We start from the raw sequence: 23,017 nt of genomic DNA, 5'->3' as shown, positions 1-23,017 counted from the left end.
AGGACACCCATTCGTAAAACAGCCTTAATTGCTGCTTTAATGAATTGGTGTCCTCTAGTTTTCTAGCTGGACGATATTCGAATGTTGTTTTAAATATCCCAATAGTCACTATTAACATCATTAGTATATTTGCTGATTTCCTTCTCTTTCCCACACTTTTCACATTTGAAATAACTAACTATCCCCATCTTACCAGTTTTAAAATCTTCATTGTCATGACTATTAATAAGTTTATATCTATGTATACATTTAGGTTCTTTTAATTTACCCAACCAATTTCCTAACATAAATTAATCCCTTTCCTCTCGAAGATATTCTTTCTATTCCCATCTTCTTAAGAATACCTTAGAAAATATTTCTAATAAATGTAACTTGGTAGCTTATTTTTCTTTAAACAAAAGGATTATTTTGTTAAAAAATTCATTCCAATTTATAACCACTATCTTTTTCTTATATTTTCCATTAAAATTTAATAGAAATATTTTGATAACAAAGGAGCAACCTATGAAGCATAATATAAATTTTTTGCTGGTATTAAAGGATTCTCTAAAGCAGGTAATTGGATAGCAATGCTTAGAAGCATAGTAACAGTTCTGCTAACATTGTTATTATCAGTGTTTTTAACACTAACTTTAATCATTGGTTATGCATTAAGTTAAATGTAATTCTTCACGAATAAAACTAAATATTACGTCAATACTATATATGACATTAGATTTTCTCCTTGTTCCCCCTTGGAGATGAGCAGTTAGCTTTTGCTAACTGCTCTTATTTTCTACAATTGGTTTCATTTACCTGATGTATTTAACGTAATATTAAGTTACGATATAAACGAATAAAATATATTTGGCAGTTATACCATTACCCTAGGAAACTAGGGTTTTTATTTCTATAAAATGAAATTTTTATTGTAATTACTCACCCATAGTTTTATATTTTTCAAACATTCCATTCTTCCGGAGAGTATTTACTAGCTGCCTTATCGTTAATTCCGTTCTTCCTAATGCTAAAGCAATTCCCTTCACCTTTCCGAATCCATAATACTTACATATGTAGGCTAATTCTTTCGTTGTATACGGCTTCTTATGATTCGGATCGTAATCAGGATGATACTTCATTCGGCCCTGCGCATCATATTGAACTTCCACCCTGATCACTTTCCTTTCAAATGAAGTTTTTATTAAGCTACTTGATAAGCTTTACAAACCCATGATTCATCTTCGTCTGCATCATCCGCAAAGAATATTTCTACCTTCAATTTCAAACCATTCTCCATTACGGCCGTCGCTTCAAATACTCTGCTTATATGGTCAAATTGCTTGATATCCTCGTCCTCAACCATTCCGAATTCTTCTCGGAGACTATCGTAGAATTTTTCTACTGCACTTTCTAAATCATACTGACTTTTATATGTTTGTTCGTGAATTAACTGGACCTCCATTTTCATTCTCCTTTTCTAATAAAATAGCGTTTTTGTTTAGTTTCACTCTAAAAGTAAAATTTTCATTTTTTCATTCAACCAAGTTCATAACATATTCTTTTCCCCCGATAAAATAATGATTAGGTGTCCCATGCGCATTTTATTCACCGGAAATAATACCTTTCACGTACTTACGTATTAGAAACTTCATTTCTGCTTCTTCTCCACTAGCAATTTTGTTCACTTTTTTGATACATTTATGAAACATTCACATGTTATCTTCAATATGTTCTATTCTTTTTGAAAAACCATGTGAGAATACCAAAATAAGAAGCCTTAGAGCCCTAACTCTAGGGCTTCTTGTTTTCAAATAAGGATTTTGCTAAAAAACTACACATTTATTAAGAACATGCATAAAATATAATGTGGTATTCTTTTTCAATATTAATGTTTATCCGAGAGCGCCTTGAATGGCGCTCTTTAATTTCCAAATAACATTTTTAGATAATTACGAGAGCGGATTTTATTATGTTGTACAAGCACTACTTCACTTTATTAAATAGACTATATAGATATCCAAAAGAAGGGAGCTTTAAATTCATATGGCTGATTACTTTTATAAAGATGGTAAAAAATATTATAAAAACCAATCACATTCCAACAATCAAAAAAATAACTGTTTTATTGAAACTCATACGATAGCTGGTTCTGCAGAAAATGCAAATGGAAATATACCTGTGTCAGTTTTCCTTGAAACCACCGCTCCACAAACTGTATTTGAGGATTTTACAAACAATCATAATAAAACATTAATTCAGTTATTCGTTGTCGGTATGAGTGCACCCGTTCAAGTAACTATTCTAACAAGAAGATCTAGCGTACCAATTACTACTACATTACAACCTGTTCAAACAAAAATATTTCAAGTTGAAGATTTTCAAAGTCTTACTCTTACAAAGCAGGAAGGTTCTACTAGTGTAGTTAGTTTATTTGTTCAAAAAACATTTTGTATATACTGTAACGATAATAACGATTCATGTGATGAATATTACCACGAATGTAATTGATATATTAAATCACCAGAAAAACCCTTTATATAAAGGGTTCTTTTCCTTTTCCTTTTCCTTTTCCTTTTACTCCCCTCATTTTACCGTTTTTTATTATGTTTCCTAACTTACAGTAATGTCCTTAAAAAATTTTTCATATATATTTATCAAACGCACTTTAAAATCCCAGAGTTTCAAATAATTTCAAAAGTCGACTGACCAACAATATTCGACTTATCTTTAAAAACTTATTAAAAATAACTTAGATACAAAAAGGCTACGTTTTATATAAGATAAAAAATTATCTTACGCAAAGGAGCTTGATTATTTGTGAATTACCAAAATGATAACAACTCTAACATTCACAAACCTTGTTCTTGTCCATCTCCCACGGCTAACAGTTTAAATGTTGTTCAAACTACCCCATCAATAGTTTCTGTAAACTCTGCGATTCCACTAGATACCGTGGTAAATTCTAATGGTACGGCAATCTCATTCACACCACCAACAACTGTTTTACTTGAAGGTGGAAGAACCTATTTGGCAATCTATGAAGTGCAAGTTATTATTCAACCAGGAGGTAATTCGGCAGGTATAACTATGTATCTGAATAATAATCCTATCATTGGCTCAGGTACTTCTCTAGGATATACAGCCGGATTCACTTCTGTATCAGCACCCGCAATTTTCACTACACCTCCAGGTATAACAAGTACTCTTACTGTTAATGTAGGACCATATTCTAATACATTAAATACGTTGGGCTTAACTCTTGCTGTTGTAGCATTAACATAACAAAATGTAAAACTCTCTAAAATGATTTTATTTGTCCCTTAACTGTCTATTGGGCTAGCCTCTAAGAACTCCCCATAACTACATATAGAAAAAGTACATTATTTGGTTCGATAGTACTAGGTGACTCGGCTAGCACAATTGTTGAGTCACCTATTTTTTTATAATAAAATAACGCTTTTAATTTTATTTCCATGAATACAGCAAAAAAAGAGGCCCTATGGCTCTTTTTTTATTCCTTAATAACAATCTAAATATGATAAAATATATCCATCACTCATATGTCCAAATATGTAATTTTCATAGCACCAAAATTATAACTAGACTTATATATAAATAAAAAAGCACTCATTATGAGTGCTTTTTAAAGGTTATAACCTATCCATTTTTGTCCTAACAATGTATTAATTAAATACCATGCTTGTTTTACTTTAACAGGTTGATAAGCAACATAACCTACTACATTTGGGTTACCAGGATCATTATATAAAGGTTGTTTAGATCCAACATAATTCAATAATTGAGATCCGCCGCTTGTATAAAGATCCGCTTTATGATTTCCGTAAGCCATAACTTTTGAAGAATTGATAGACATAAATGCGAATGCTAGTACAAAAAACACTACAAAAACCTTTTTCATTTTCTTTCCCCCTTGCATTATTTTATATTTCCATTTTTTTCATTACTTAATTTTCAGTATATTGTAAATATAAAATTAGCAGTAACTTACATATCATATCCTATAACTGAATTTATTCATATATGGTAAAATATATCCATCGCTCATATGTCCAACTATGCAATTTTCAAAGTAGCAACATTACAACTAGACTTATACAATATAATTCAAAACAAAATGAAGGAGTGTTTTAAGTGAAAGGACATATTCGAAAAAGAGGAAATAAGTACTTAGTGTTTTTCTGGTTATAAGACAAAAAAGAAGCAGTAAAAAATGTGGCGAAAAGGATTACGGATTTAAATGAAGGGACTTTTGTGGAACCGTCTAAGCTTACTTTAAAAGACTATCTCGTTCAGTGGCTAGAAATTAAAAGGATGAGTTTAGAAAAGAATACCTACGTTTCTTATAGTAGCAACATAACCCACCATGTTTTACCGAACATGCAGAAAGAAGCAGTAAAAAGTTTTGGTAAAAGTATCTTTGAATAGCTAATGTTTGCATTTTATAAAAAAAGCTAAATAAATCTTGTATGAACAAGGTTTATACATCCTAACACATGTTATCATGTATAATACATATGTTAAGTAAATTCAGAATAACGAGGCAAATATTATGGACTTTGTTTATATTAACCAAAACGTATTAAATAACCTTCTATACATTTTATGTAGTATATTTGTTTTTTATTTCATATATGATAGCAGGCATTATTTGAAAAAATACAAAATATTACTGATTACCCTTTGTTCTAGTATCCCGCTTATTTTATGTATGCGATACCCTATCTATATGGATGAAAGTTGTATTCATGATTTAAGACAAATTCCGGTCATAATAGGTACGCTTTATGGTGGATTCCCTGTCGGTATCATATTGTTTACAATTTTATTAATTACAAGATTTATATTTTATGGCTTTAATATGCTAACAGTCGTTGTTTACGGAATAATGTTCATCGTTACAGCACTCGCATCTTCAAAATTTAATACATATAATAGAAAGCTTAAAGTAGCTTTTTCCATGTTTTTAACCTTTTTCCTAGCAATATTTACAACTGTAATTGTATTAACTTTATCAGATTTTGAAGTGAATAATTTGTATATTATTTATTTCATGGTATTACCGACTACTTTAATGTTATTTATTGTTTATATAAATGAAGTTATTAAAGATGCTGTATTAATGCGCTCAAAATTAATTAAAATGGAAAAAATGGAGATTGTTAGCCAACTCGCTGCAAGTATATCGCACGAAGTAAGGAATCCTTTAACGGTTGTAAAAGGATTTACACAGCTTTTAAAAACACCAAATTTAACTCCTGAATCAAGAGACGAATATATTAAACATATACTTGAAGAGTTAAATCGTGCCCAAGAAATTATCGATGATTACTTAACGTTTGCCAAACCTTCTCCAGAAAAATTAGATCAAATTTCAGTAAAACAAGAGTTAAATCGAGTTATTAATATGATATTGCCATTGTGTAATATGAATACGATACATATTACACAGGATTTTTCTGAGGCAACCATTGTTGGTAATAAACAACACTTTCAACAATGTTTTTTAAACTTAATAAAAAACAGTATTGAAGCAATGCCTAATGGTGGTACCTTAAATATTTCCTCATCTATCAATAATAGTAAAGTTGAAATACGAATTGAAGATAGTGGAGTTGGAATGTCACAGGAGCAAATACATCGATTCGGTGAACCGTATTTTAGTACAAAAACGAAAGGCACCGGTTTAGGTACGATGGTTGCCGTTAAGATTATTGAGACGATGTATGGAAGTTTAAAAATCCGAAGTATCGTTAGTAAAGGAACGACTTTAACGATTACGTTCCCAAAATATAGTAAGAATACGCATTAAAACAAATAAAAAAGGAGCATAGTCGCTCCTTTTTTATTTGTTTCGATACATAAGTATCTTCAATGTTTTTTAGTTTACATTTGTGAAGACTAATTAAAAATTAGTATCCTCCGCCCCAGCAGCTGCATCCTACAATTATTAATAGAATGAATAACACAACTAATAAAGCGAAACCTCCACCAAAACCACAAGAACCACCGTAACTCATATTTTCTCCTCCTTTTGGTTTGAAAACTAATAGGTAGTTGATCATTTTAACTGGTTCGTATTATACATTATGTGTATATCCCTTTTTTGAGCATGTCTACATAAAAATAAGTAAAAGCACTCGTTTAAAGAGTGCTTTAAAATGGATACCAAAAGTTTTGAAATACGTTTAATTTTAAATATACGGCAACAATGAATATGAAAACACCGGCAAATAAAGCGATGAAATCTTCACGTTTCGCCTTACTTGTATAAAACCATGTACGTTTATCCTTCTTTCCAAATCCTCTTAAATCCATTGCATTTGAAACCGTATCTATTCTTTCTAGAGAATGAATGATTAGTGGCCAGAAAATTAAAACACGGTTCTTCATACGAACCCATAAACTTGCTTCTCCTTTTTCAAAAGCCACTCCTCTCGCTTCTTGCGCGTGTTTAATAATTTTATACTCAGACTGGATGTCAGGAATATAACGCAGTGCAATATTTATTGCATATGTAATCTTATAATGAATACCAAATTTACTTAAACTACTTACAAATTCACTTGAATCTGTCGTGTAAATAAAAAGAAGTGTAAATGGTAATAACGTAAAATACTTTAATGAAAGTGTAGCTGCATAAAATAATGTTTCATATGTAATTGTTGCATATCCAATATGTAAAAACGAGGTATATGATTCAGTTAATTCAGATCCATGAGTGGGTGTAATAAATAAAATCATGACAGAGTTTAATAAACTAAATGTAAATATGACACTAAAAACAATTAAAATTTTACGAAATGGAATTTTAGCAATTCCGATTCCAATACACCCAATAATAAATAAAATTAGCAACAACCTAAAATCAAAAAACAAAAAAGTAATCGTCATACAAAAAATAAATAAAAACAATTTTACTACCCCATCCATACGATGAAAATATGTACTATGCACCTTCCTCCCTCCTATTACTGTCTAAATAAAGCTCCATAAATTTTTCTGGACATACAATCCCACTAAATTTAACAAGCTTGGTTAAAGAACTCTCTCTTAAGTTGGCTCTTTGTAAGGTTTCTTGATCACCAAATACATTAGACACTGTATCATCCGCAATAATTTTCCCTTCATGTAGAACTACTGCACGGTCTGCATATTCTAGTGCGAGATTCATATCGTGAGTGATAAAAACAAATGAGATTCCCTTTTTAGCTAGTTTTTTAATAAACGACATAAATTGTTTATAATGATAATAATCTTGTCCCGCTGTCGGTTCATCTAATATGATAAGCTTGGGATCTATTGTTAATACAGATGCGATTGTTACTCTCTTTTTTTGCCCATAGCTTAGCGCTTGAATTGGCCAATTACGAAATGGATATAAACCACAAATTTTTAAAGTTTCTTCTACTCTATTCTTAATTTCTTCCTTAGAAAAATTATTTAATTTTAATGTAAATGAAACTTCTTCAAAAACAGTGGGCTGTGTAATCATATGATTTGGATTTTGCATCACGTAAGATATGGTTTCCCCACGTTTACGAATAGACCAAGAACTAATATCTTCACCCTCTAACAAGATTTCCCCATTTTTCATTTTGTTTATGCCTATAAGACTATGAGCTAATGTTGATTTCCCTGCTCCATTATGTCCCAACAGTGCCACAATTTCTCCTTCATATATTGAAAGGTTTACATTTTCTAATACTTTTTGTTTATTAGGGTATGAAAATGATAAATTCTCCACTTTAAGTAATTCCTTGTTTTTAGTATTACCTTTTAATATGACTTGTTTCTCCATCCACTCTCTTATAACGTTGCTTACCTTTTCCTTTTGAAGGTTTTCCATTGGATATATTACGTCATTATTACTATCAAAATGTAATCTCTTTAATGCTTCGATGTAAATAGGCTCTCTTAAGCCAATACATGGTAATATATTTGACGCTAAGATTTCTTTTGGTGTTCCTATTGCAATGACTTTACCTTCATCAATTAATATAACTTTGTCTAAATCCAGCTTTAAAATTTCTTCTATTCTATGTTCGATAATAACAATCGTTTTATTATATTGCTCATGTATATCTTTCATAAGTTCTATCGTATGTAAGGCGCTTAGCGGATCTAAGTTCGCTAACGGTTCATCGAACAATAATATATCCGCATTTGTTGTTAATAAACCAGCAAGAGAAACTGTTTGTTTTTGACCTCCTGATAATTCATGTGGACTTTGTTTATGAAACGTATGCATCTTCACCTTTCTTAATGAGTCCGAAACAATCTTTTTCATATCCTCTTGATTTACACATTCATTTTCTAAATAAAAAGCTACATCTTCTTCTACTGTCATACCAATAAATTGAGCATCTTGATCTTGCAAAATTGTTCCCACATGTTTACTCTGTTCAAAAATACTGCCTTCCCTCGGGTCTTTACCGGCAATTAATACGTTACCTGTACTAATCCCTTCATAAGAAAATGGAATTAGCCCATTGATACAATGAGCTAATGTCGACTTTCCTGAACCACTTCGTCCAGCAATTAGCACTTTTTCCCCAGGGTATATATGAAAGGTAATATCACTTAAAGTAGGCTGCGCAGCATGCCCGTATTGAAAGGTGAATTGTTCAAACGAAATAATTGGTTGCATGTTAACATCCCTACTTTTCAATTTTTAAATGTGCATGTTTCTTATTGGATTTCGCCAAGCCAATTGTAAGTGGCAATCCAAGAACTAAGAATACGATAACATCGGAAATTGTTGCTCCTAATACTTGTATAACAATTTTGTCAAATGGTTCTCCCATCACAATAATATCGAATGCCCCAGCAAATATAATAGCAATGACAATACCAACTAACCCAGTAATTGCTAAATAAGAAATATCTCCCTTGTTAAATGACCCGTTTTTCACACTAAAACCAACTCTTTTTTGAATAAGACCCATTGAAAAACCAATAATCCCTGAACTAATAACCCAGCCCCACCAAATCCCCCAGCCAGCAATCGTATCTGTTACGGTATGACCGATAAGTCCGATTAAGAGTCCTGCCACTGGACCAAATAATGCTCCAAAAACAGTTAATATAGCTAATGCTGGTTTAATAAATGTATTCGGTGCAATAGAAAATCCCCAAAGTCCTAATATCCCGTATAAGGCTGCTCCAATCCCGATTGCTACTACTAACTTTGTTGATAATTTATTCATTACAATTCCCCTCTCATATTGGTCAACTTTTATTATTCTATATTTATTTTAAAAATGAATTATGCATCGACACTTCCTTTCTATACAACAAAAAAATGACCTCTTACATAAGAGGTCATTTTCTTTCACGTTCAAGAATCCTCTTATCTTTCAAAAAACACATCGTGTCCTCTGCGGAATTAGCACCTTCCTATAAAATTGCATAGGGGTTGCTGAGGTTTCTTAGGGCCGTTCCCTCCACCTCTCTGGATAAGTATTAATTTGTAATTCGTATTATGGCACTAAAAAGCATAAATTTCAATACTTTTCTAACTATTTTTATTTTTCGTTAAATAGTACATTTAAATCATTGTATTCTTATCGGAATTATGAAATAATAAATTCAAAATCGTTTCGGGAGGAATGCATTATGAAAGTTATTGGTTTAATTGGGGGATTAAGTTGGGAATCTACATCATTATACTATAAACATATTAATACACTTACACTCTCTCAATACGATCAAAATGCGAAGCTAGTTTTATATAGTATGGACTTTGGAGAAGTAACTACTTTATTACAAAACCATCAATATGAAGAAGTAAAAAATGAACTAGTCACGGTTGCAAAGAAGGTTGAAAAATCTGGGGCTGACTGTTTATTAATGTGTTCAAATACTGTACATCTATTTGCCGAAGAAGTAGAACAAGCAATCTCTATCCCGCTTCTTCACATTGGCGATGTAAGTGCTAAAGAAATGGTAAAACAAAATATAAAACGTATCGGACTATTAGGAACAAAACAAACGATGGAGCAAGATTTCTATAAATCACGATTAGCGAAATATAACATTGAGACAATTATCCCAAATGAAGAGGAAAGAACAGTTATCCATCATGTCATATTAGATGAATTAAGTAAAGGGATCATTTCAGAAGCATCTAAAGAAAAGCTATTACAAATTACAAAGTCATTAATTCAAAACGGCGCTGAAGGTATACTATTAGGCTGTACTGAAATACCTTTACTCATCTCCCCAAATGATCTTACTGTTCCCGTTTTTGATACTGCTTTTTTACATGCAAATACTGCTGTGCAATTTGCTGGATAAGAATATACAAGCATAAAGGTACGAACCTCTATGCTTGTATATAGTTACGACTATTTCCCCCGCTATTTACGGGCAGTAAAACCCCCAACGATTAAAGTTTCACTTTATTTAAAAGAGATTCAATAACTGCAATTACTTCTTTTGAACCACCACATTCTAAAAAGCTATCATTAAGTTTTCGTATACCATGCTTATACTTTTCGTTTGAAAGAACATCTGTTACAGCCTCTTTTAAAGTGTGCACATTAACATGTTCTTTCAATAGTCTACGCGCTGCTTCCAGTTCAGTTAATCTTTGCGCTATCATAGGCTGATCTTTATCATGCGGTATTATTACAAATGGGACATTATAATGAATGGCATCGTGTACGCTATTCATGCCGCCATGTGTAATAAAAACATCCGCTTCATTTAATATTTCTGATTGAGGTACGTATGGAGCAATTATAAAATTATCTGGTGCTTTCTTAATTTTAGAAATATCATTTCTATCACCAATTGCCATTACAACTATCCCATCAAAATCTGAAAAAGTATCAATACAAGTATTAAAGAATGGTTCGAGTCCTTCAAGCAGTGTTCCCATTGAAATATAAATAACTTTCTTCTCTTTAAGTGATTCCAGTGGAAACTTTATATTTGTTTTACGCTTTGAAATACTCGGTCCAATAAAAATGTTATTTTCTCCGAACGATTCGCTATTAGGTTGGAAATAACGACTTGTGTATACGAGACAAACATCACCCTTATTATTCATAAATTGAAGATTATTCTTTGGTTTTACTCCAAATTCATGTTCCATCTGGTTTAGTAATTTTTCAGAGATCTCCTCTGGTTGGAATGGTATATCTGCATTTGGATGAAAAGGTAATGTCTTCAAAAACTCTGAAGGAATTAAAAATATAGGCGAGGACACTACACCTGGAACTTGTAAATACTCCTTTACTAACTCTCCCGCACCAAATATATCATAAATTACGAAATCAAAATTTATGCTTTCACTTAATTGTTTCGTAATTTCTAATATATATAAAGAAGTTTGAACATGCACATGAAAGAAAGCATTTAACCCAGATGAGGTTTCAGCATCAATAGAAATCTCCTTTAATAGATCCGGATGTGTATGTACAGTAGCTCCTAAATCTTCAATCCTATCTTTAAAGTTTGCAGTTGTAATATAATGTACATTATCCCCTCGTTCAGTAAAGGCTTTCACTAAATTTAATGTAGGGTTTACATGTCCCTCTGCTGGAAAATTAACTACTAAAATATTTAGCACTTATTCCTCACTCCTTACATTTCACTGTTTTAATTAAAGCATACTGTTATTTGTACATGTAATCGTCCCCTAATAGTCCTAAAATGCTTGCTACATTATGTTGATAAATAATTTTCAGTCATCAACATAAAAAAAGCATCTACCTATGTAGATGCCTAACCGTGATAAGGAGTGTTCTGTGAGGTTAGAACAAGCTTCTCTGCTTGTCCTATGCTATCAATATATGATTTATTTTATAAAACGTGAATAGTTAATAGAATTATTTTATCCATTTTATATGATCAAATGGATAAAATACCATTTCTACTTTACCTATTATATTTGACTCATCAATAAGTCCAAGTGTATTCCTACTATCTTTACTATGATTACGATTATCCCCTAACACAAATAATTTATGCGTAGGAACTTTTATTTCTCTCAAATTTGAAAAACGATTGGATACTTGTGACATATCTAAATGTATATACGATTCATCACGCTTTTTACCGTTAATAAATACCTCATCCTCTTTTAGTTGTATGTTATCCCCCGATAATCCAATAATTCGTTTCACATAGTAAGTAGGCTCGTCTTCTTTTTTTATAATGACAACATCTCCATGATGAAAAGACGATAAACAGACGTTTACCTTATTAACAAGTATATAATCTTTTTCATTCAAAGTAGGTTGCATCGAAATTCCTTCTACCATACAAAATAAAAATGACTTATTAATAAAAATAACCCCTATTATAATTAAGATGTAGCTACATATGTTCCTCCAATATTTTAGAATAAACGGCTTCATATATACCTCATTTCTAATCTATTCCCAGATAAAAACGCCTCTAGTTCACATGAATGCTAGAGACGTTTCGTCCATTTTAATTCTCTTTAGAGGCATCTGTTTTTGGCGCTTCACCAGTTAATCGCTTATTTTTCAAATCAAAATAAGCATCTAAAACTTCTTTTCCAATATCGGAGTTAATGCCCGATTTATCATTTTCAACCCACGGTACTACAACAGAAAATGCTACTTCTGGATCATCATATGGCGCATATCCAGCTAATGTTAAGTTATAACATTCTCTACGATCGCCTTTCGCATTTCGCCCAATTTCATTTTCTCCACCATATACAGTTTGTGCGGTCCCTGTTTTACCAGCTGGTTTATATGGTGCTTTTTGGAACGCTCTTACTCCCGTTCCATCTCCTTCTTGAAATACTTTTCTAAATCCTTCTTTTACTTGATTAATATATTCTTGTTTCATATCGATTCTATTTAAAACAACGGGTTCTATTGATTGTACTACTTTACCAACCTCATCTTTTTGAACGGTTTGTTCTCTAATCTCTTGAACAATTTGTGGTTTCATTCGATACCCTCCATTTGCGATAGTCGAAATATATTGTGCAAGCTGAAGTGGTGTATATGTATCATATTGTCCAATAGAATAATCTAATAAGAAACCAGGCTGATTATCTTTTCTTCCAATTTGTCCTGCAGTTTCATTCGGTAAATCAATACCAGTTTGTACGCCTAGTCCAAATTGCCTGAAATAATATCTCATTTTATCAAAATATTCTTGTTTAATATCTAGTGAACTATTTTTCACATAATCCACACCAGCAATTTTTAATGCTATATTAAACATATAAACGTTTGAAGAAACTTGTAACGCTCTTAGATCGTCTATATCACCAAAATTTTTCCAAGACTTCTTTTCCTTAGTTCCTTTAAACTTCATAGGTGCATCATAAAAATGTGTTCCAGGAGTTATTGCATTTGTTTCAAACCCTGTTAACACTGTCGCACCTTTAACCGTTGATCCAAGCTCATATGAACTTGTCAGCGTGCCTAAAGCATAATCTTCTACTTCCATTTTCCCATCTTTTTCTACAAGCCTTTTCCCAGCCATTGATAATACTTGGCCATTTTTAGGATTCATCATCACTACGAAAGCACGGTCTAACATTGATTCTGATCCTTTATATTGTTTTAATATTTTTTCTATACTCTCCTCTACTTTTTTTTGCAATTCCATATCTATGGTTAAAGTTAAATTTTTACCGCTTTTTCCTTCCGAAACCGTTTCCGTTCTCATTGTATTGCCTTGTTTATCAGCAATGCTTCTTACTTCTTTTTTCGTACCATGAAGTACATCTTCGTATTGCTGTTCGATATAACTTTTGCCGACCCTATCATTTCGGCTATAATCACGCACTAAATAATAATCTAATCTTTCACGTGGCAATCCTTCATCAGCATTTGAAACGTTACCAAGAACGGAACGAAATAGACCATCATTTACATAGATTCTCTCCCAATCAACTGATGCGTCTACCCCTGGAAGTTTCGCTAAATTTTCACTAATCACCGCATATTCCTGTTCACTAACGTCCTTTTTAATAATTTGAGGTGCCATCTGAAAACCTGAGGTCATTTTACTTTTAATAGCTAACACTTCTATATCTTTAGCCGTTAGTTCTTGAAGATTTTTATCTGTAACGCGCTTCCTTTTTAAATCTTCTATTTTTTTGTCTAGCTCTTTTCCGGTAATATCCTTATCTCGGAACTTATCTATTTCTTTTTTTGATACTAAGTCTTGAGTAAGTTCTGGATTTAATTGCATCCAAAAGTCTTTCTTATCAGTCTCAGTTAACTTATCTATATCTTCTTGCGGCATTTCAATAATGTCTGCAAGTTGTCTTGCTGATTTTAATATTTCTTCTTGTTTTACACCTTTCACCTTTGTATATGTAATCGTACGTAAAGACTTATTATCAACTACTGGATTTCCTTCACGATCAAATATTTTCCCACGTGGTACAGAAAGGCCCACGGTTGCATTTTCTCTCTTCTCTACTTCATTTTTATATGTTTCTCCATCAAAGATTTGCACTTTTCCTAACTGAATAATGATGCCAGAAAATAATAAAAAAACACAAAGGAATAAAATATTTAACCGGAGAGGTACTACTCTACCACTCTTCTTCTCTTGTTTTTTCACCTTGTCATAATCTCCTCCTTACAATATTCCAAATAATAATCACTTTTCTATATTAAAAGTAATGTACAATTTTTATACATTGCTTTGTACAAATGTTAATATAATGTTTAAAACTTAATAGAAATTAAAACAAATGTAAAGAAAAGATAAAGTTTACTAAATTAAATATAAAAAATACCCAATAACAAAAAGATTAGCTTTCACTAATCGCTTTGTTATTGGGTATTAATTGATTTAAGAATTACTACTAGTGCGTATTGCTATACATTTATCGTCACAATTAGAAAAAGATTGTTTACTTTGTACTTTCGGTAAGTAAATTGTTACTGTTGTCCCGACACCAACCTCGCTCATGATACTAATTGTCCCTTGATGACTTTCAATAATTTTATAACTTAACATTAATCCAATACCAGTCCCTTTTTCTTTCGTACTATAAAAAGGTTCACCTAATCTCTTAATTCTTTCTTCAGGTATTCCTATTCCTTCATCTATTACATGAATGATGACACCATCATCATTTATTTCTTTTATGTGAATTGAAATTTCCCCACCATTTGGCATAGCTTCGATTGAATTTTGCAAAATATTAATAAATACTTGTTTCAATTGATTTTCCGAGCATTCAATAATTATATCTTTGTCATCCGTAAATAGTTCAACTTGAATATTTGTCATAATTGCTTTTGTATTCATTAACGATACGACATTTTTAAAAATTTGATAAATATTTTTCTTTTCTGTATTTATCTCATCTGTTTTAGCAATTGACAAAAATTCTTGCAGGATCGCTTCTATCCTTTCAATTTCAGAAAGCATAAGATCAAAATATCTTTCTTGATCTTCTTTATTAATTTGGAATAACTGTATAAAACCTTTAATTACAGTTAAGGGATTTCTTACTTCATGAGCTACCCCAGCTGCTAATTGACCAATTGCTGCAAGCGTATCTGATTTGTTTAGCAATTCTTCTGTCTTTTTTCGCTCTGTAATGTCACGTACAATAATCATAATTTTATCATGTAATAATGGTAAGCACCTAGCTTCAAAGAAATCAATACTTCCATTAAGTGTGAGTGGATATTCTACAATTACATTCGTTCCTTTTTTCTTCACTTGATTAATGGCTTCCTGAAACTGCTGTGCTACTGAAGATGGTAATACTTCGTAAAACTTTTTTCCCATAAAAGCTTCTGCGGGTACGTAAAACTTTGTAGGAGATCCTGCTTTGTAATCTATAATTGTGCCATCATCTTCTGTTAAGAAACATAAATCTGGTAAAGCTTTAAATATTAATTCCAGTTCAGATGTTTGTTGTTTTAACTGCTCTTCTATCGCTTTTAAATGTGTAATATCTACACCAACAGCCCAATAACTATATCCTGTTACAGGAAACTGTTCTGATATATTAGACCACATTATTGTTTTGATTTCACCATTTTTACATGTTAAGTGCATTTCCCAATCTCTGAAATTTTTTCCACAAGTTAAAAATTTCTTTTGTATTTGCTGGCGATAACTATGATCAGGATATAATAATTGAAGTGCATTTGGATTTCCAATTATTTCTTCAGCGGTATAACCTGTTACAATTTCACATTCTCGGTTCCACAAAACAAAATCTCCATTATAATCAAGCGCATCGACCATAACAGGCATGTTTTGTAAAATCGTATGTAGTTCCTCCTCTTTCTGAGAAAGCAACGTTGTTTTTTTACTTTGAATTACTTTTATTGCGCCATCTAAAATTAAACTTGAGAGCATTTCAAAGTATTTTTGACAACTGAAAATTTCGCTTTTTTTGGACCATACAACAAAAGATCCTAAATGTTGATTGTATAAGAAAATGGGGATTTCAATCTTTGGAAGTTTACTCTTAATTATCTCATTCATTCCGAATGAAAAAATACACTCTTTTTCAGCATCAAGAAGTTGATGTGATATGTTAGTTAATTTATAAAATTGTTCTGCCATGGTTTCTATTGTACTCACATCAATAAGTTCCATTAGCCGCGAATTCATTCCTTTTTCACCTCAATATGTAAAATTAATACAAATCTAAAATTCATACTTCTCCATTATACGAAGAAAGCTAGTGTAGGTATATAGCTGTAGAATAATTATTCGCACAAATTTTATTTTTCAATTAAAATAAGAAAAGAATGTATATACTGAATATACCTTTAATTAGTAGATATTTCGTTCATTCCTCCTTACATTCACTGAATTTTTCCTTGAGGGTCATACGCGTCACTAATAACGGTATAAAAATGCAACAAGTATAAAATTCATAAAATATTCACAAATTTCACGAAAAATATAAACATTTATTCCAATATATTCTATATAATGAAATGTAATAAGGCTTCTATGAATCTCATAGAATACCTTACCCCTAATAAAAAAGAAAAAAGAATCCCTTTGGATTCTTTTTTCTTTTTTAATTACATTACATATTTATATAAAGCATGTGCCACACCATGTTCTTCATTTGATAACGTTTCGTATTTACAGATTGTTTTTATTTCTTCAACTGCATTACCCATCGCAATTGATATGTTCGCTTTTTCCATCATAGAAACGTCGTTTAGCCCATCACCTATCGCTACAGTGTTTTCAACTGGAATATTAAGATATTCTGCTAAAGTATATAATCCATTCCCTTTTTGAGCATCTCTATGATTAATCTCTAAATTGTGCCAATATGAAGATGTAATTGCTAAATCTGTATTATGAATAAATGTTTCTTTTAGTTTTTTTAATTTCTCAATATCATAAGAAAATGGTAATAGTTTATGCACATGTATATCTGTTTCTACAATTGGCTTACAACTTTCCGCACTATGAAACGCTGTATGCTCAAGATATAATGCTGCGATTGTTTTTAACTCTTTCAAGTCGAAATTTTCTTTTGAATTCTTCACATACTCAATTTCATTACGTACACTCTCTACTCCATAATCCGGTACATACACACCTTTATCAGTATAAAGCTGATAATATAAACCATTCTCTTCAAGATATTCCACAATTTCAAGTGCCTGCATATTTTGAATTGGATATCTCTTCATCATTTTCTTATCTTTATATATAAGCGCACCATTTTCCGCAATGATTGGACACTCTAAATCAACTTCTAACAATAATCGTTCAATATCAACAATAGAACGTCCAGTACAAATTGCTACAACATGGCCAGCTTCTTGACATGTTCGAATTGCTTCTGCATTTTCTTTACTAATCATTTTATTCCCCGAAAGAAGAGTTCCATCTAAATCAATTGCGATTAATTTCATTATTTCTTCACCACTTTCTATAAATACACGAGTTCTAATTAATTATTAGGTATCGTTTTCATACAATCCTCGTGAGGTACTTCTTATTTATAATTTATGAAAAGCGTTTCAGGTCAAGAAATAATTAAAAATAAAATCCAAAGCTTTTCTTTTTAAAAAGCTTTGGATTTCAAACTATGAATTATAACTAATGTATTTTGTCTCACACATGTACACATTTTTTTCTTCAGTTGGGATATATACTTTAAACTTTTCTAACCGTTTTCCATAGATATGAATTGTGATAACGCTTTCCTTTTTGCTAATTTCAAGAATATGACAATCCGCAGGTGGAATGACTTTATCGGTTTCTCCTTCTCCCAAATATAGATTTCCTGTATGTGTTAAATAAACAAGTGAATTTCCAAGTTGTTTCGTTTGTATAAAGTTCTGCACCATTATCCTTCCTGAAAAGACGCCTTCTACCCCCCATGTGCCGTCATGATCATGTAAAGGTGTAGATTGTCCATCTTTCCATACGAGAGCTAGTACTTCAAAACGTTTGAGCGGATCCTCATACAATAAATGTCGTGCATATTGAGTCGAATTCACCTTCTGTTTATCTAACGGAAGCCATGTTTTCTTTTCTAAAAGTTCTTCTAGTAACTTTTCAATGCCACACACTATTTCTTCTTCAAATAAACCGTTTTCCATAAGATCTGTAACACCTTTAATAAACTTTTGAAATGATTTACTTCCATTACAAGTCAACATAGGAATCCTCCTCTACGTTTTATACAACTCCATATTAAGGTAATTACCTGAAACTCACAATTGAGAAACAAAAAACAAGATGCAAATGTATGCACCTTGTTGAGATTGTTATTTGGCTTTCAATCGAATAGGTAAGTATTTTAATGTTTGTTCATTTTCCAATATACATTTTTCTAAACAGAAAGATGGAGATAGCTCTATTTTTTCAAAAGCATTTATAAAGGTAGTTAATGCAATCTCAGCTTCTAAACGTGCAAGTGGTGCTCCTAAGCAAAAGTGAGGACCTTTCCCAAAGGTTAAATGCTTTTCATTTCCTATTCGATGTACATTAAATTGAGAGGGGTGTGAAAATTTTTTCTCATCTAAATTCGCTGCACTAACCCACGCAACAATCATCTGATCCTTTTTCATTAAAGGGCCAAATATATTTGTATCCTCTGTAATCCTCCGGGCCAATGTAACAGGAAAGCGATAGCGTAATACTTCCTCAATCGCTTTTGAAATTAAGCTAGGGGTTTTTCTTAAATCTTCATAAATTCCAGGTGAATCTACTAAAAAGCAATAAAAGCTATTAATAATTAAATTTGTAGTGGTTTCATTCCCAGCCGCTAGTAAACCTAATGAAAAGGTTACAATTTCTTCATCGGTTAATCTTTCGCCTTCATATTCAGCTCGAATTAAATCGGAAATGATATCATCAGTTAAATGATATCTCTTTTCCTGAACGATCGGTAGAAGATATGCTTTGAATTCATTTAATGCTATCTCTTTCTCCGCATCCAGATCATTAAACTTTTCTTTACTATACGGCATAAATAAAATATCAGACCATTCTTTAATTTTTTTACGATCTGTTGTTGGGACTCCTAATAAATCAGAAATAACGGTAACAGGTAAAAGGGCAGCAAACTGTTCAACGATATTAACTTCACTATATTTTTCGATATGCTGTACAAGTTCATCTGCGATAGCCTGTATTCGAGGTTTCCACTGTTCTAGACTTCTTGGAGTAAATGCCTTAGAAACAATGGAACGTACATTGCGATGTTCTGGTGGATCTGTAGAGTTTATATTTATTCTAGTTTCTAATGGAGGGATTGAGAATTGTCTGCGCTCCCTTCTACTTGAAAATAAGCGATAATCTGATAAAACACGATTTACATCATCATATAAAAAAACATTCCATACATCCTGCTCTTCATCATAATGAACTGGGTGATTATCCCTCATCAAACGATACCATTCATATGGATTCCATAATTCTTCTTTTGTTTTCAGCTTTGAAATTTCATGAACTAAAATAACATTTTCAGGTGAAGCCATAGTTCTTTCCTCCCTTTTCTTTTACAATAAAAGTGATAGGTCGGCAGTTCAAAGTTGTATAAACTATCATATGTTATTTTAACATATACTAAAGGAGATTTTTCATTAGAGAACTTGAGAAATATATAAGGGGGATTTTTATGTACGTTGACATTTTACTACTAGCAGAATTAACGACAGGACCAAAACATGGATATGAAATCAAAAAAAATGTTCAAAATCGTTTAGGTGAGAATTTTGAATTAAATCACAACATGCTTTACCCTGCCCTTCGGCGCTTTGAAAATATGGGTGCTATAACGAAAAAAATACATAAACAAGTTGGAAAACCAAATCGAAATATGTACGATATAACAGAAACAGGAGAAGAAATTTTTTCTGAAATGTTACGAGAGTTTCCCGAAAAACTTGCGACAAATAATGCAGAATTTCTTGTTCGTATCGCACTATTTGAAAAACTTGAATATGAAGCTAGAAAAGAGATTTTGACTGTACGTCAAAACGTACTACATAATCAACTTACCGCTATCCAGTCTCTAGAGGTTACCTCACCCTTTATTACTGAAGTCATTGAATTTAGTAAATCACGAATTGAACATGAATTGAGTTGGATTACATCACTTATGAAGAAAATATGAAAAAATAACAAAAAAAGCTAAAATCAATGAATGAAAATGATATTTATTATCAATACTATCATTAATAAAAGGGCAACCACGATTTGGCTACCCTTAAACAATTTACACTTCTGGATCGAATGTTTTGCAATCTGTTTCTTCCGTTGTAGATGCATGTTTACCTTTATGACTTACTACGTAAATTGCCTCTGCACTACATTTATTACCGTTCGCCCAAAATTTACAGTTGTTTACTTCACATAAAACGTCTTGTGCCATAGTATCACACCTCCTTGTTCTATTATCATTAACAAAATTCGGAGGTATGATACTATTCGTCATCCATTTTTTATTCCCTTTTTAGCTTTCTTAATGGTTCAATATCTCCGCGTACAATAGCATCAATATTTCCAGTTATTTTTTCAATATCAAAATGCCACCATTGAATTTGCAATAATTCTTGAATTGTTTCATTTGAAAATCTCTCTTTTATTTTATTTGCAGGGTTTCCACCAACAATTGTATATGGTGCGACGTCTCTAGTCACAACAGATTTAGCTGCAATGATTGCACCATCCCCTATTTTTATTCCGGGCATAATTGTTGTATCCATACCAATCCAAACGTCATTTCCTATAACTGTATCACCTTTGTAAGGTAAATCAGACAAACTAGGTGTATACTTCTCCCACCCATTTCCAAATATATTAAATGGATATGCCGAAAATCCATCCATCCGATGATTGGCTCCGTTCATAATAAAGTTAACTCCAGATGCAATACAACAAAACTTTCCAATAATAAGGCGATCTCCAAGAAATTCATAATGATGTAATACTCGATTTTCAAATTTTTCTCCATCTTTCGCATCATAATAAGAATAGTCACCAACAAGTATATTAGATTTTGTTATTGTATTTTTTATAAATTGAACGTTTTGATTTCCTTCAATAGGGTATTTAATATTTGGATTAGGATTCATTCTGTACAGCACTTCCTTTACCACTTATTTCACTTTCTATCGCTATTACTGGCTTTAAATTGTATATAGGTATAATAAACAATAATCCAATTATAAAAAGTAAAGCCGTCCCTTCATACATCATACTTAATGAAAACATCTCTTTTAATGAGCCAGCTATACTCATCGTTACTACCATTGAACCGGTAAATAGCGGACTTAAAATACCATTTACACGACCTATAAAATCGGTATCGCTATTTTGAATAATAAGCGTATTAATACCAATTTGGATACAAGGAAGAGCTAAACCACTAAAAAGCTGCGCTGTAAGTGTAACCCATAAATTTGTAGAATACCCTATAATGCTAATACCAATTGCTTGACCAAGCATACCGATAATTAACATCTTTTGCGGAGCAACGTTTTTCGCAAATACCATCGCTAATGCCCCGCCAACAATCATTCCCGCACCATTTACTGTTAGTAGCCACTGTAAACTCTCTTTTGATAATCCTAACTGCTCAGTCACAATAAATATACCTAATGGCTGAATTAATCCTATACCTAGTCCTGCAGCCATAAAACAAAGCCCCAGCAAAGTTAATGCTTTTTTCTTTTTGACATACTTAATACCGTCCTTCATCTCCTGCAACAGAGTGATATCTTTCTTTTCTACGTCGTTTTCAAGATCTTTCGGAAGAAATAACAATACAACTGCCGCAAGTACAAACGAGATGCCTGTTATGATGATTGAAATATAAATTCCAAAACTATGAAAGATAAATGTCCCTAGGATTGGTCCTAATACCATAAATATTGCAAATATCGTTTGATATATAGACATTGCTAATTGAATTTGTTCCGTTGATAAATGTTGTTTAAACAACTTCATTCCAGATGGTTGTGAAAACTGTGAAAGGATTGCAGAGATGAGTGTCACAAAAAACACAATTTTCCACGTTCCAAACATAAGCGTAATTAATACAGCGAATACTGAAATGGAACTTAACGTCTCACACCATATCATTGTCTTCTTTGGCTTCCACCTATCAGCAAAAGTACCGCCAATAAATGAAAAAATAAAAATTGGAGCGAATTCAGCAACTGAAATCATCGAAATAGCAAAAGCATCACCTTTTGTCATTTCCATTACATATAGTAATACCGCAAAGTTTCGAACCCATATTCCTATTTGTAAAAATAATGCTGATGCTAAAATCCCTTGAACAAACCGATTTTTTAATACTTGTGATACCCCATTGTTTTGTTTCGTTACTACATTTGTCGACATAAAAAAGCCTCCTATTTCATGTTCTGAACAGGAGGCAGCACAAATCATATAAAAAGACTATATATTCGCAGAGCGAAATACATCCCTTTTCTATAAATGTACAGACTAACCCTATTCAGAAGAATATTTCGTTTTTTAACGAAGATCTCTTACAAATAGAATTAGTTGATCATTGGGATGTCTTCACCCTTCCGTTTCGAATTTA

Annotated in this window: 23 protein-coding genes, 3 pseudogenes and 1 riboswitch; of the genes and pseudogenes, 7 read left to right on the top strand and 19 right to left on the bottom strand. The window is 31.9% G+C overall.

The window, feature by feature from the left end; translation table 11 throughout:
* Nucleotides 1–89: 89 nt before the first annotated feature.
* A complete protein-coding gene (locus AC0ONG_RS11705; protein WP_000901426.1) occupies nucleotides 90–287 on the bottom strand; it encodes a hypothetical protein in 198 nt (65 codons plus the stop codon).
* An 85-nt stretch (nucleotides 288–372) separates the two neighbouring features.
* Here AC0ONG_RS11705 and AC0ONG_RS11700 point away from each other — a divergent pair.
* Nucleotides 373–659 (top strand): annotated as a pseudogene (locus AC0ONG_RS11700) (hypothetical protein).
* 255 nt (nucleotides 660–914) lie between these two features.
* Here AC0ONG_RS11700 and AC0ONG_RS11695 read toward each other — a convergent pair.
* Both AC0ONG_RS11695 and AC0ONG_RS11690 read right to left on the bottom strand, forming a co-directional pair.
* A complete protein-coding gene (locus AC0ONG_RS11695) occupies nucleotides 915–1,148 on the bottom strand; it encodes a hypothetical protein (RefSeq protein WP_000453747.1) in 234 nt (77 codons plus the stop codon).
* A gap of 32 nt (nucleotides 1,149–1,180) precedes the next feature.
* Nucleotides 1,181–1,441, bottom strand: a complete 261-nt coding sequence (locus AC0ONG_RS11690; RefSeq protein ID WP_000453679.1) for a hypothetical protein — start codon at nucleotides 1,439–1,441, stop codon at nucleotides 1,181–1,183.
* Between the two features lie 581 nt (nucleotides 1,442–2,022).
* On the opposite strand from AC0ONG_RS11690, the gene AC0ONG_RS11685 reads away from it, so the two are divergent.
* The gene (locus AC0ONG_RS11685; protein WP_000796390.1) at nucleotides 2,023–2,487 is read left to right on the top strand and encodes a hypothetical protein; all 465 of its coding nucleotides are present in this window, start codon (nucleotides 2,023–2,025) and stop codon (nucleotides 2,485–2,487) included.
* Here AC0ONG_RS11685 and AC0ONG_RS11680 read toward each other — a convergent pair.
* A pseudogene (locus AC0ONG_RS11680) lies at nucleotides 2,469–2,525 on the bottom strand (hypothetical protein); the annotation flags it as partial. The gene AC0ONG_RS11685 and the pseudogene AC0ONG_RS11680 overlap by 19 nt on opposite strands.
* 271 nt (nucleotides 2,526–2,796) lie before the next feature.
* On the opposite strand from AC0ONG_RS11680, the gene AC0ONG_RS11675 reads away from it, so the two are divergent.
* A complete protein-coding gene (locus AC0ONG_RS11675) occupies nucleotides 2,797–3,261 on the top strand; it encodes a hypothetical protein (RefSeq protein WP_001109242.1) in 465 nt (154 codons plus the stop codon).
* A 361-nt stretch (nucleotides 3,262–3,622) separates the two neighbouring features.
* Here AC0ONG_RS11675 and AC0ONG_RS11670 read toward each other — a convergent pair whose 3' ends face one another.
* On the bottom strand, nucleotides 3,623–3,898 hold the full coding sequence (locus tag AC0ONG_RS11670; protein ID WP_000755350.1) for a hypothetical protein: 276 nt from the start codon (nucleotides 3,896–3,898) through the stop codon (nucleotides 3,623–3,625).
* Between the two features lie 233 nt (nucleotides 3,899–4,131).
* On the opposite strand from AC0ONG_RS11670, the pseudogene AC0ONG_RS11665 reads away from it, so the two are divergent.
* Together AC0ONG_RS11665 and AC0ONG_RS11660 are read left to right on the top strand one after the other, a co-directional pair.
* Nucleotides 4,132–4,380: pseudogene (locus AC0ONG_RS11665) on the top strand (tyrosine-type recombinase/integrase); the annotation flags it as partial.
* Between the two features lie 169 nt (nucleotides 4,381–4,549).
* Entirely contained in the window at nucleotides 4,550–5,809 is a 1,260-nt protein-coding gene (locus AC0ONG_RS11660) for a sensor histidine kinase (protein WP_000348332.1), read from the top strand.
* Nucleotides 5,810–5,909: 100 nt separating this feature from the next.
* Here the strand turns inward: AC0ONG_RS11660 and AC0ONG_RS11655 are convergent, their stop codons facing one another.
* The 4 genes from AC0ONG_RS11655 to AC0ONG_RS11640 all read right to left on the bottom strand — a co-directional run bounded on the left by AC0ONG_RS11655 (nucleotide 5,910) and on the right by AC0ONG_RS11640 (nucleotide 9,206).
* Nucleotides 5,910–6,017: a YjcZ family sporulation protein gene (locus AC0ONG_RS11655; protein ID WP_000120182.1), complete on the bottom strand. Its 108-nt coding sequence runs from the start codon at nucleotides 6,015–6,017 to the stop codon at nucleotides 5,910–5,912.
* 136 nt (nucleotides 6,018–6,153) lie between these two features.
* Entirely contained in the window at nucleotides 6,154–6,954 is an 801-nt protein-coding gene (locus tag AC0ONG_RS11650; protein ID WP_016077597.1) for an energy-coupling factor transporter transmembrane component T family protein, read from the bottom strand.
* The gene (locus tag AC0ONG_RS11645; protein WP_016077598.1) at nucleotides 6,947–8,647 is read right to left on the bottom strand and encodes an ABC transporter ATP-binding protein; all 1,701 of its coding nucleotides are present in this window, start codon (nucleotides 8,645–8,647) and stop codon (nucleotides 6,947–6,949) included. Before AC0ONG_RS11645 ends, AC0ONG_RS11650 begins: the two co-directional genes overlap by 8 nt.
* A 10-nt stretch (nucleotides 8,648–8,657) precedes the next feature.
* Nucleotides 8,658–9,206 (bottom strand): ECF-type riboflavin transporter substrate-binding protein, encoded by a 549-nt coding sequence (locus tag AC0ONG_RS11640; RefSeq protein ID WP_001038209.1) that lies wholly within the window; start codon nucleotides 9,204–9,206, stop codon nucleotides 8,658–8,660.
* A 140-nt stretch (nucleotides 9,207–9,346) separates the two neighbouring features.
* Nucleotides 9,347–9,462: riboswitch (SAM riboswitch) on the bottom strand.
* Nucleotides 9,463–9,615: 153 nt separating this feature from the next.
* On the opposite strand from AC0ONG_RS11640, the gene AC0ONG_RS11635 reads away from it, so the two are divergent.
* Complete coding sequence (locus AC0ONG_RS11635; protein WP_000864387.1) at nucleotides 9,616–10,296, top strand: aspartate/glutamate racemase family protein; 681 nt, start codon at nucleotides 9,616–9,618, stop codon at nucleotides 10,294–10,296.
* Between the two features lie 91 nt (nucleotides 10,297–10,387).
* Here the strand turns inward: AC0ONG_RS11635 and AC0ONG_RS11630 are convergent, their stop codons facing one another.
* The 7 genes from AC0ONG_RS11630 to AC0ONG_RS11600 form a co-directional block, all read right to left on the bottom strand.
* On the bottom strand, nucleotides 10,388–11,575 hold the full coding sequence (locus AC0ONG_RS11630) for a macrolide family glycosyltransferase (protein ID WP_000932151.1): 1,188 nt from the start codon (nucleotides 11,573–11,575) through the stop codon (nucleotides 10,388–10,390).
* Between the two features lie 259 nt (nucleotides 11,576–11,834).
* Nucleotides 11,835–12,365 carry a signal peptidase I gene (gene lepB / locus AC0ONG_RS11625; RefSeq protein WP_002162782.1) on the bottom strand — a complete coding sequence of 177 codons (531 nt, stop codon included), beginning with the start codon at nucleotides 12,363–12,365 and terminating at the stop codon, nucleotides 11,835–11,837.
* A 76-nt stretch (nucleotides 12,366–12,441) separates the two neighbouring features.
* Nucleotides 12,442–14,568 carry a peptidoglycan D,D-transpeptidase FtsI family protein gene (locus AC0ONG_RS11620; RefSeq protein WP_000743779.1) on the bottom strand — a complete coding sequence of 709 codons (2,127 nt, stop codon included), beginning with the start codon at nucleotides 14,566–14,568 and terminating at the stop codon, nucleotides 12,442–12,444.
* A 234-nt stretch (nucleotides 14,569–14,802) separates the two neighbouring features.
* A complete protein-coding gene (locus tag AC0ONG_RS11615; protein ID WP_001088545.1) occupies nucleotides 14,803–16,590 on the bottom strand; it encodes a PAS domain-containing sensor histidine kinase in 1,788 nt (595 codons plus the stop codon).
* A gap of 422 nt (nucleotides 16,591–17,012) precedes the next feature.
* Entirely contained in the window at nucleotides 17,013–17,864 is an 852-nt protein-coding gene (locus AC0ONG_RS11610; protein WP_000766389.1) for a Cof-type HAD-IIB family hydrolase, read from the bottom strand.
* A gap of 174 nt (nucleotides 17,865–18,038) precedes the next feature.
* Nucleotides 18,039–18,617 carry a cysteine dioxygenase family protein gene (locus AC0ONG_RS11605; protein ID WP_136996760.1) on the bottom strand — a complete coding sequence of 193 codons (579 nt, stop codon included), beginning with the start codon at nucleotides 18,615–18,617 and terminating at the stop codon, nucleotides 18,039–18,041.
* A 108-nt stretch (nucleotides 18,618–18,725) separates the two neighbouring features.
* Complete coding sequence (locus AC0ONG_RS11600; RefSeq protein ID WP_000168021.1) at nucleotides 18,726–19,940, bottom strand: cytochrome P450; 1,215 nt, start codon at nucleotides 19,938–19,940, stop codon at nucleotides 18,726–18,728.
* Nucleotides 19,941–20,080: 140 nt separating this feature from the next.
* On the opposite strand from AC0ONG_RS11600, the gene AC0ONG_RS11595 reads away from it, so the two are divergent.
* Complete coding sequence (locus AC0ONG_RS11595) at nucleotides 20,081–20,578, top strand: PadR family transcriptional regulator (RefSeq protein ID WP_000289121.1); 498 nt, start codon at nucleotides 20,081–20,083, stop codon at nucleotides 20,576–20,578.
* Nucleotides 20,579–20,680: 102 nt separating this feature from the next.
* On the opposite strand, the gene AC0ONG_RS11590 is transcribed toward AC0ONG_RS11595, so the two are convergent.
* From AC0ONG_RS11590 to AC0ONG_RS11580, 3 genes are all read right to left on the bottom strand, one after another.
* On the bottom strand, nucleotides 20,681–20,836 hold the full coding sequence (locus AC0ONG_RS11590) for a DUF1540 domain-containing protein (RefSeq protein WP_000046095.1): 156 nt from the start codon (nucleotides 20,834–20,836) through the stop codon (nucleotides 20,681–20,683).
* Nucleotides 20,837–20,906: 70 nt separating this feature from the next.
* Complete coding sequence (locus tag AC0ONG_RS11585) at nucleotides 20,907–21,539, bottom strand: Vat family streptogramin A O-acetyltransferase (protein ID WP_001069207.1); 633 nt, start codon at nucleotides 21,537–21,539, stop codon at nucleotides 20,907–20,909.
* A complete protein-coding gene (locus AC0ONG_RS11580) occupies nucleotides 21,529–22,812 on the bottom strand; it encodes an MFS transporter (protein WP_000106404.1) in 1,284 nt (427 codons plus the stop codon). The genes AC0ONG_RS11585 and AC0ONG_RS11580 overlap by 11 nt, the downstream gene beginning before the upstream one ends.
* Nucleotides 22,813–23,017: the final 205 nt, after the last annotated feature.

Source organism: Bacillus sp. TCT6 (assembly GCF_056033845.1).
Note: the sequence above shows the minus strand (reverse complement) of the source record. Positions and strands in the feature narration are given on the sequence as shown.

What these genes read in the sequence shown, in the direction of transcription:
- AC0ONG_RS11590 (WP_000046095.1), bottom strand. Translation starts at nt 20,836, where the DNA reads ATGGCACAAGACGTTTTATGTGAAGTAAACAACTGTAAATTTTGGGCG.
- AC0ONG_RS11655 (WP_000120182.1), bottom strand. Translation starts at nt 6,017, where the DNA reads ATGAGTTACGGTGGTTCTTGTGGTTTTGGTGGAGGTTTCGCTTTATTA.
- AC0ONG_RS11585 (WP_001069207.1), bottom strand. Translation starts at nt 21,539, where the DNA reads ATGAATCCTAATCCAAATATTAAATACCCTATTGAAGGAAATCAAAAC.
- AC0ONG_RS11705 (WP_000901426.1), bottom strand. Translation starts at nt 287, where the DNA reads ATGTTAGGAAATTGGTTGGGTAAATTAAAAGAACCTAAATGTATACAT.
- AC0ONG_RS11640 (WP_001038209.1), bottom strand. Translation starts at nt 9,206, where the DNA reads ATGAATAAATTATCAACAAAGTTAGTAGTAGCAATCGGGATTGGAGCA.
- AC0ONG_RS11595 (WP_000289121.1), top strand. Translation starts at nt 20,081, where the DNA reads ATGTACGTTGACATTTTACTACTAGCAGAATTAACGACAGGACCAAAA.
- AC0ONG_RS11685 (WP_000796390.1), top strand. Translation starts at nt 2,023, where the DNA reads ATGGCTGATTACTTTTATAAAGATGGTAAAAAATATTATAAAAACCAA.
- AC0ONG_RS11600 (WP_000168021.1), bottom strand. Translation starts at nt 19,940, where the DNA reads ATGGCTTCACCTGAAAATGTTATTTTAGTTCATGAAATTTCAAAGCTG.
- AC0ONG_RS11670 (WP_000755350.1), bottom strand. Translation starts at nt 3,898, where the DNA reads ATGAAAAAGGTTTTTGTAGTGTTTTTTGTACTAGCATTCGCATTTATG.
- AC0ONG_RS11605 (WP_136996760.1), bottom strand. Translation starts at nt 18,617, where the DNA reads ATGTTGACTTGTAATGGAAGTAAATCATTTCAAAAGTTTATTAAAGGT.
- AC0ONG_RS11690 (WP_000453679.1), bottom strand. Translation starts at nt 1,441, where the DNA reads ATGGAGGTCCAGTTAATTCACGAACAAACATATAAAAGTCAGTATGAT.
- AC0ONG_RS11580 (WP_000106404.1), bottom strand. Translation starts at nt 22,812, where the DNA reads ATGTCGACAAATGTAGTAACGAAACAAAACAATGGGGTATCACAAGTA.
- AC0ONG_RS11610 (WP_000766389.1), bottom strand. Translation starts at nt 17,864, where the DNA reads ATGAAATTAATCGCAATTGATTTAGATGGAACTCTTCTTTCGGGGAAT.
- AC0ONG_RS11615 (WP_001088545.1), bottom strand. Translation starts at nt 16,590, where the DNA reads ATGAATTCGCGGCTAATGGAACTTATTGATGTGAGTACAATAGAAACC.
- AC0ONG_RS11660 (WP_000348332.1), top strand. Translation starts at nt 4,550, where the DNA reads ATGGACTTTGTTTATATTAACCAAAACGTATTAAATAACCTTCTATAC.
- AC0ONG_RS11645 (WP_016077598.1), bottom strand. Translation starts at nt 8,647, where the DNA reads ATGCAACCAATTATTTCGTTTGAACAATTCACCTTTCAATACGGGCAT.
- AC0ONG_RS11635 (WP_000864387.1), top strand. Translation starts at nt 9,616, where the DNA reads ATGAAAGTTATTGGTTTAATTGGGGGATTAAGTTGGGAATCTACATCA.
- lepB (WP_002162782.1), bottom strand. Translation starts at nt 12,365, where the DNA reads ATGAAGCCGTTTATTCTAAAATATTGGAGGAACATATGTAGCTACATC.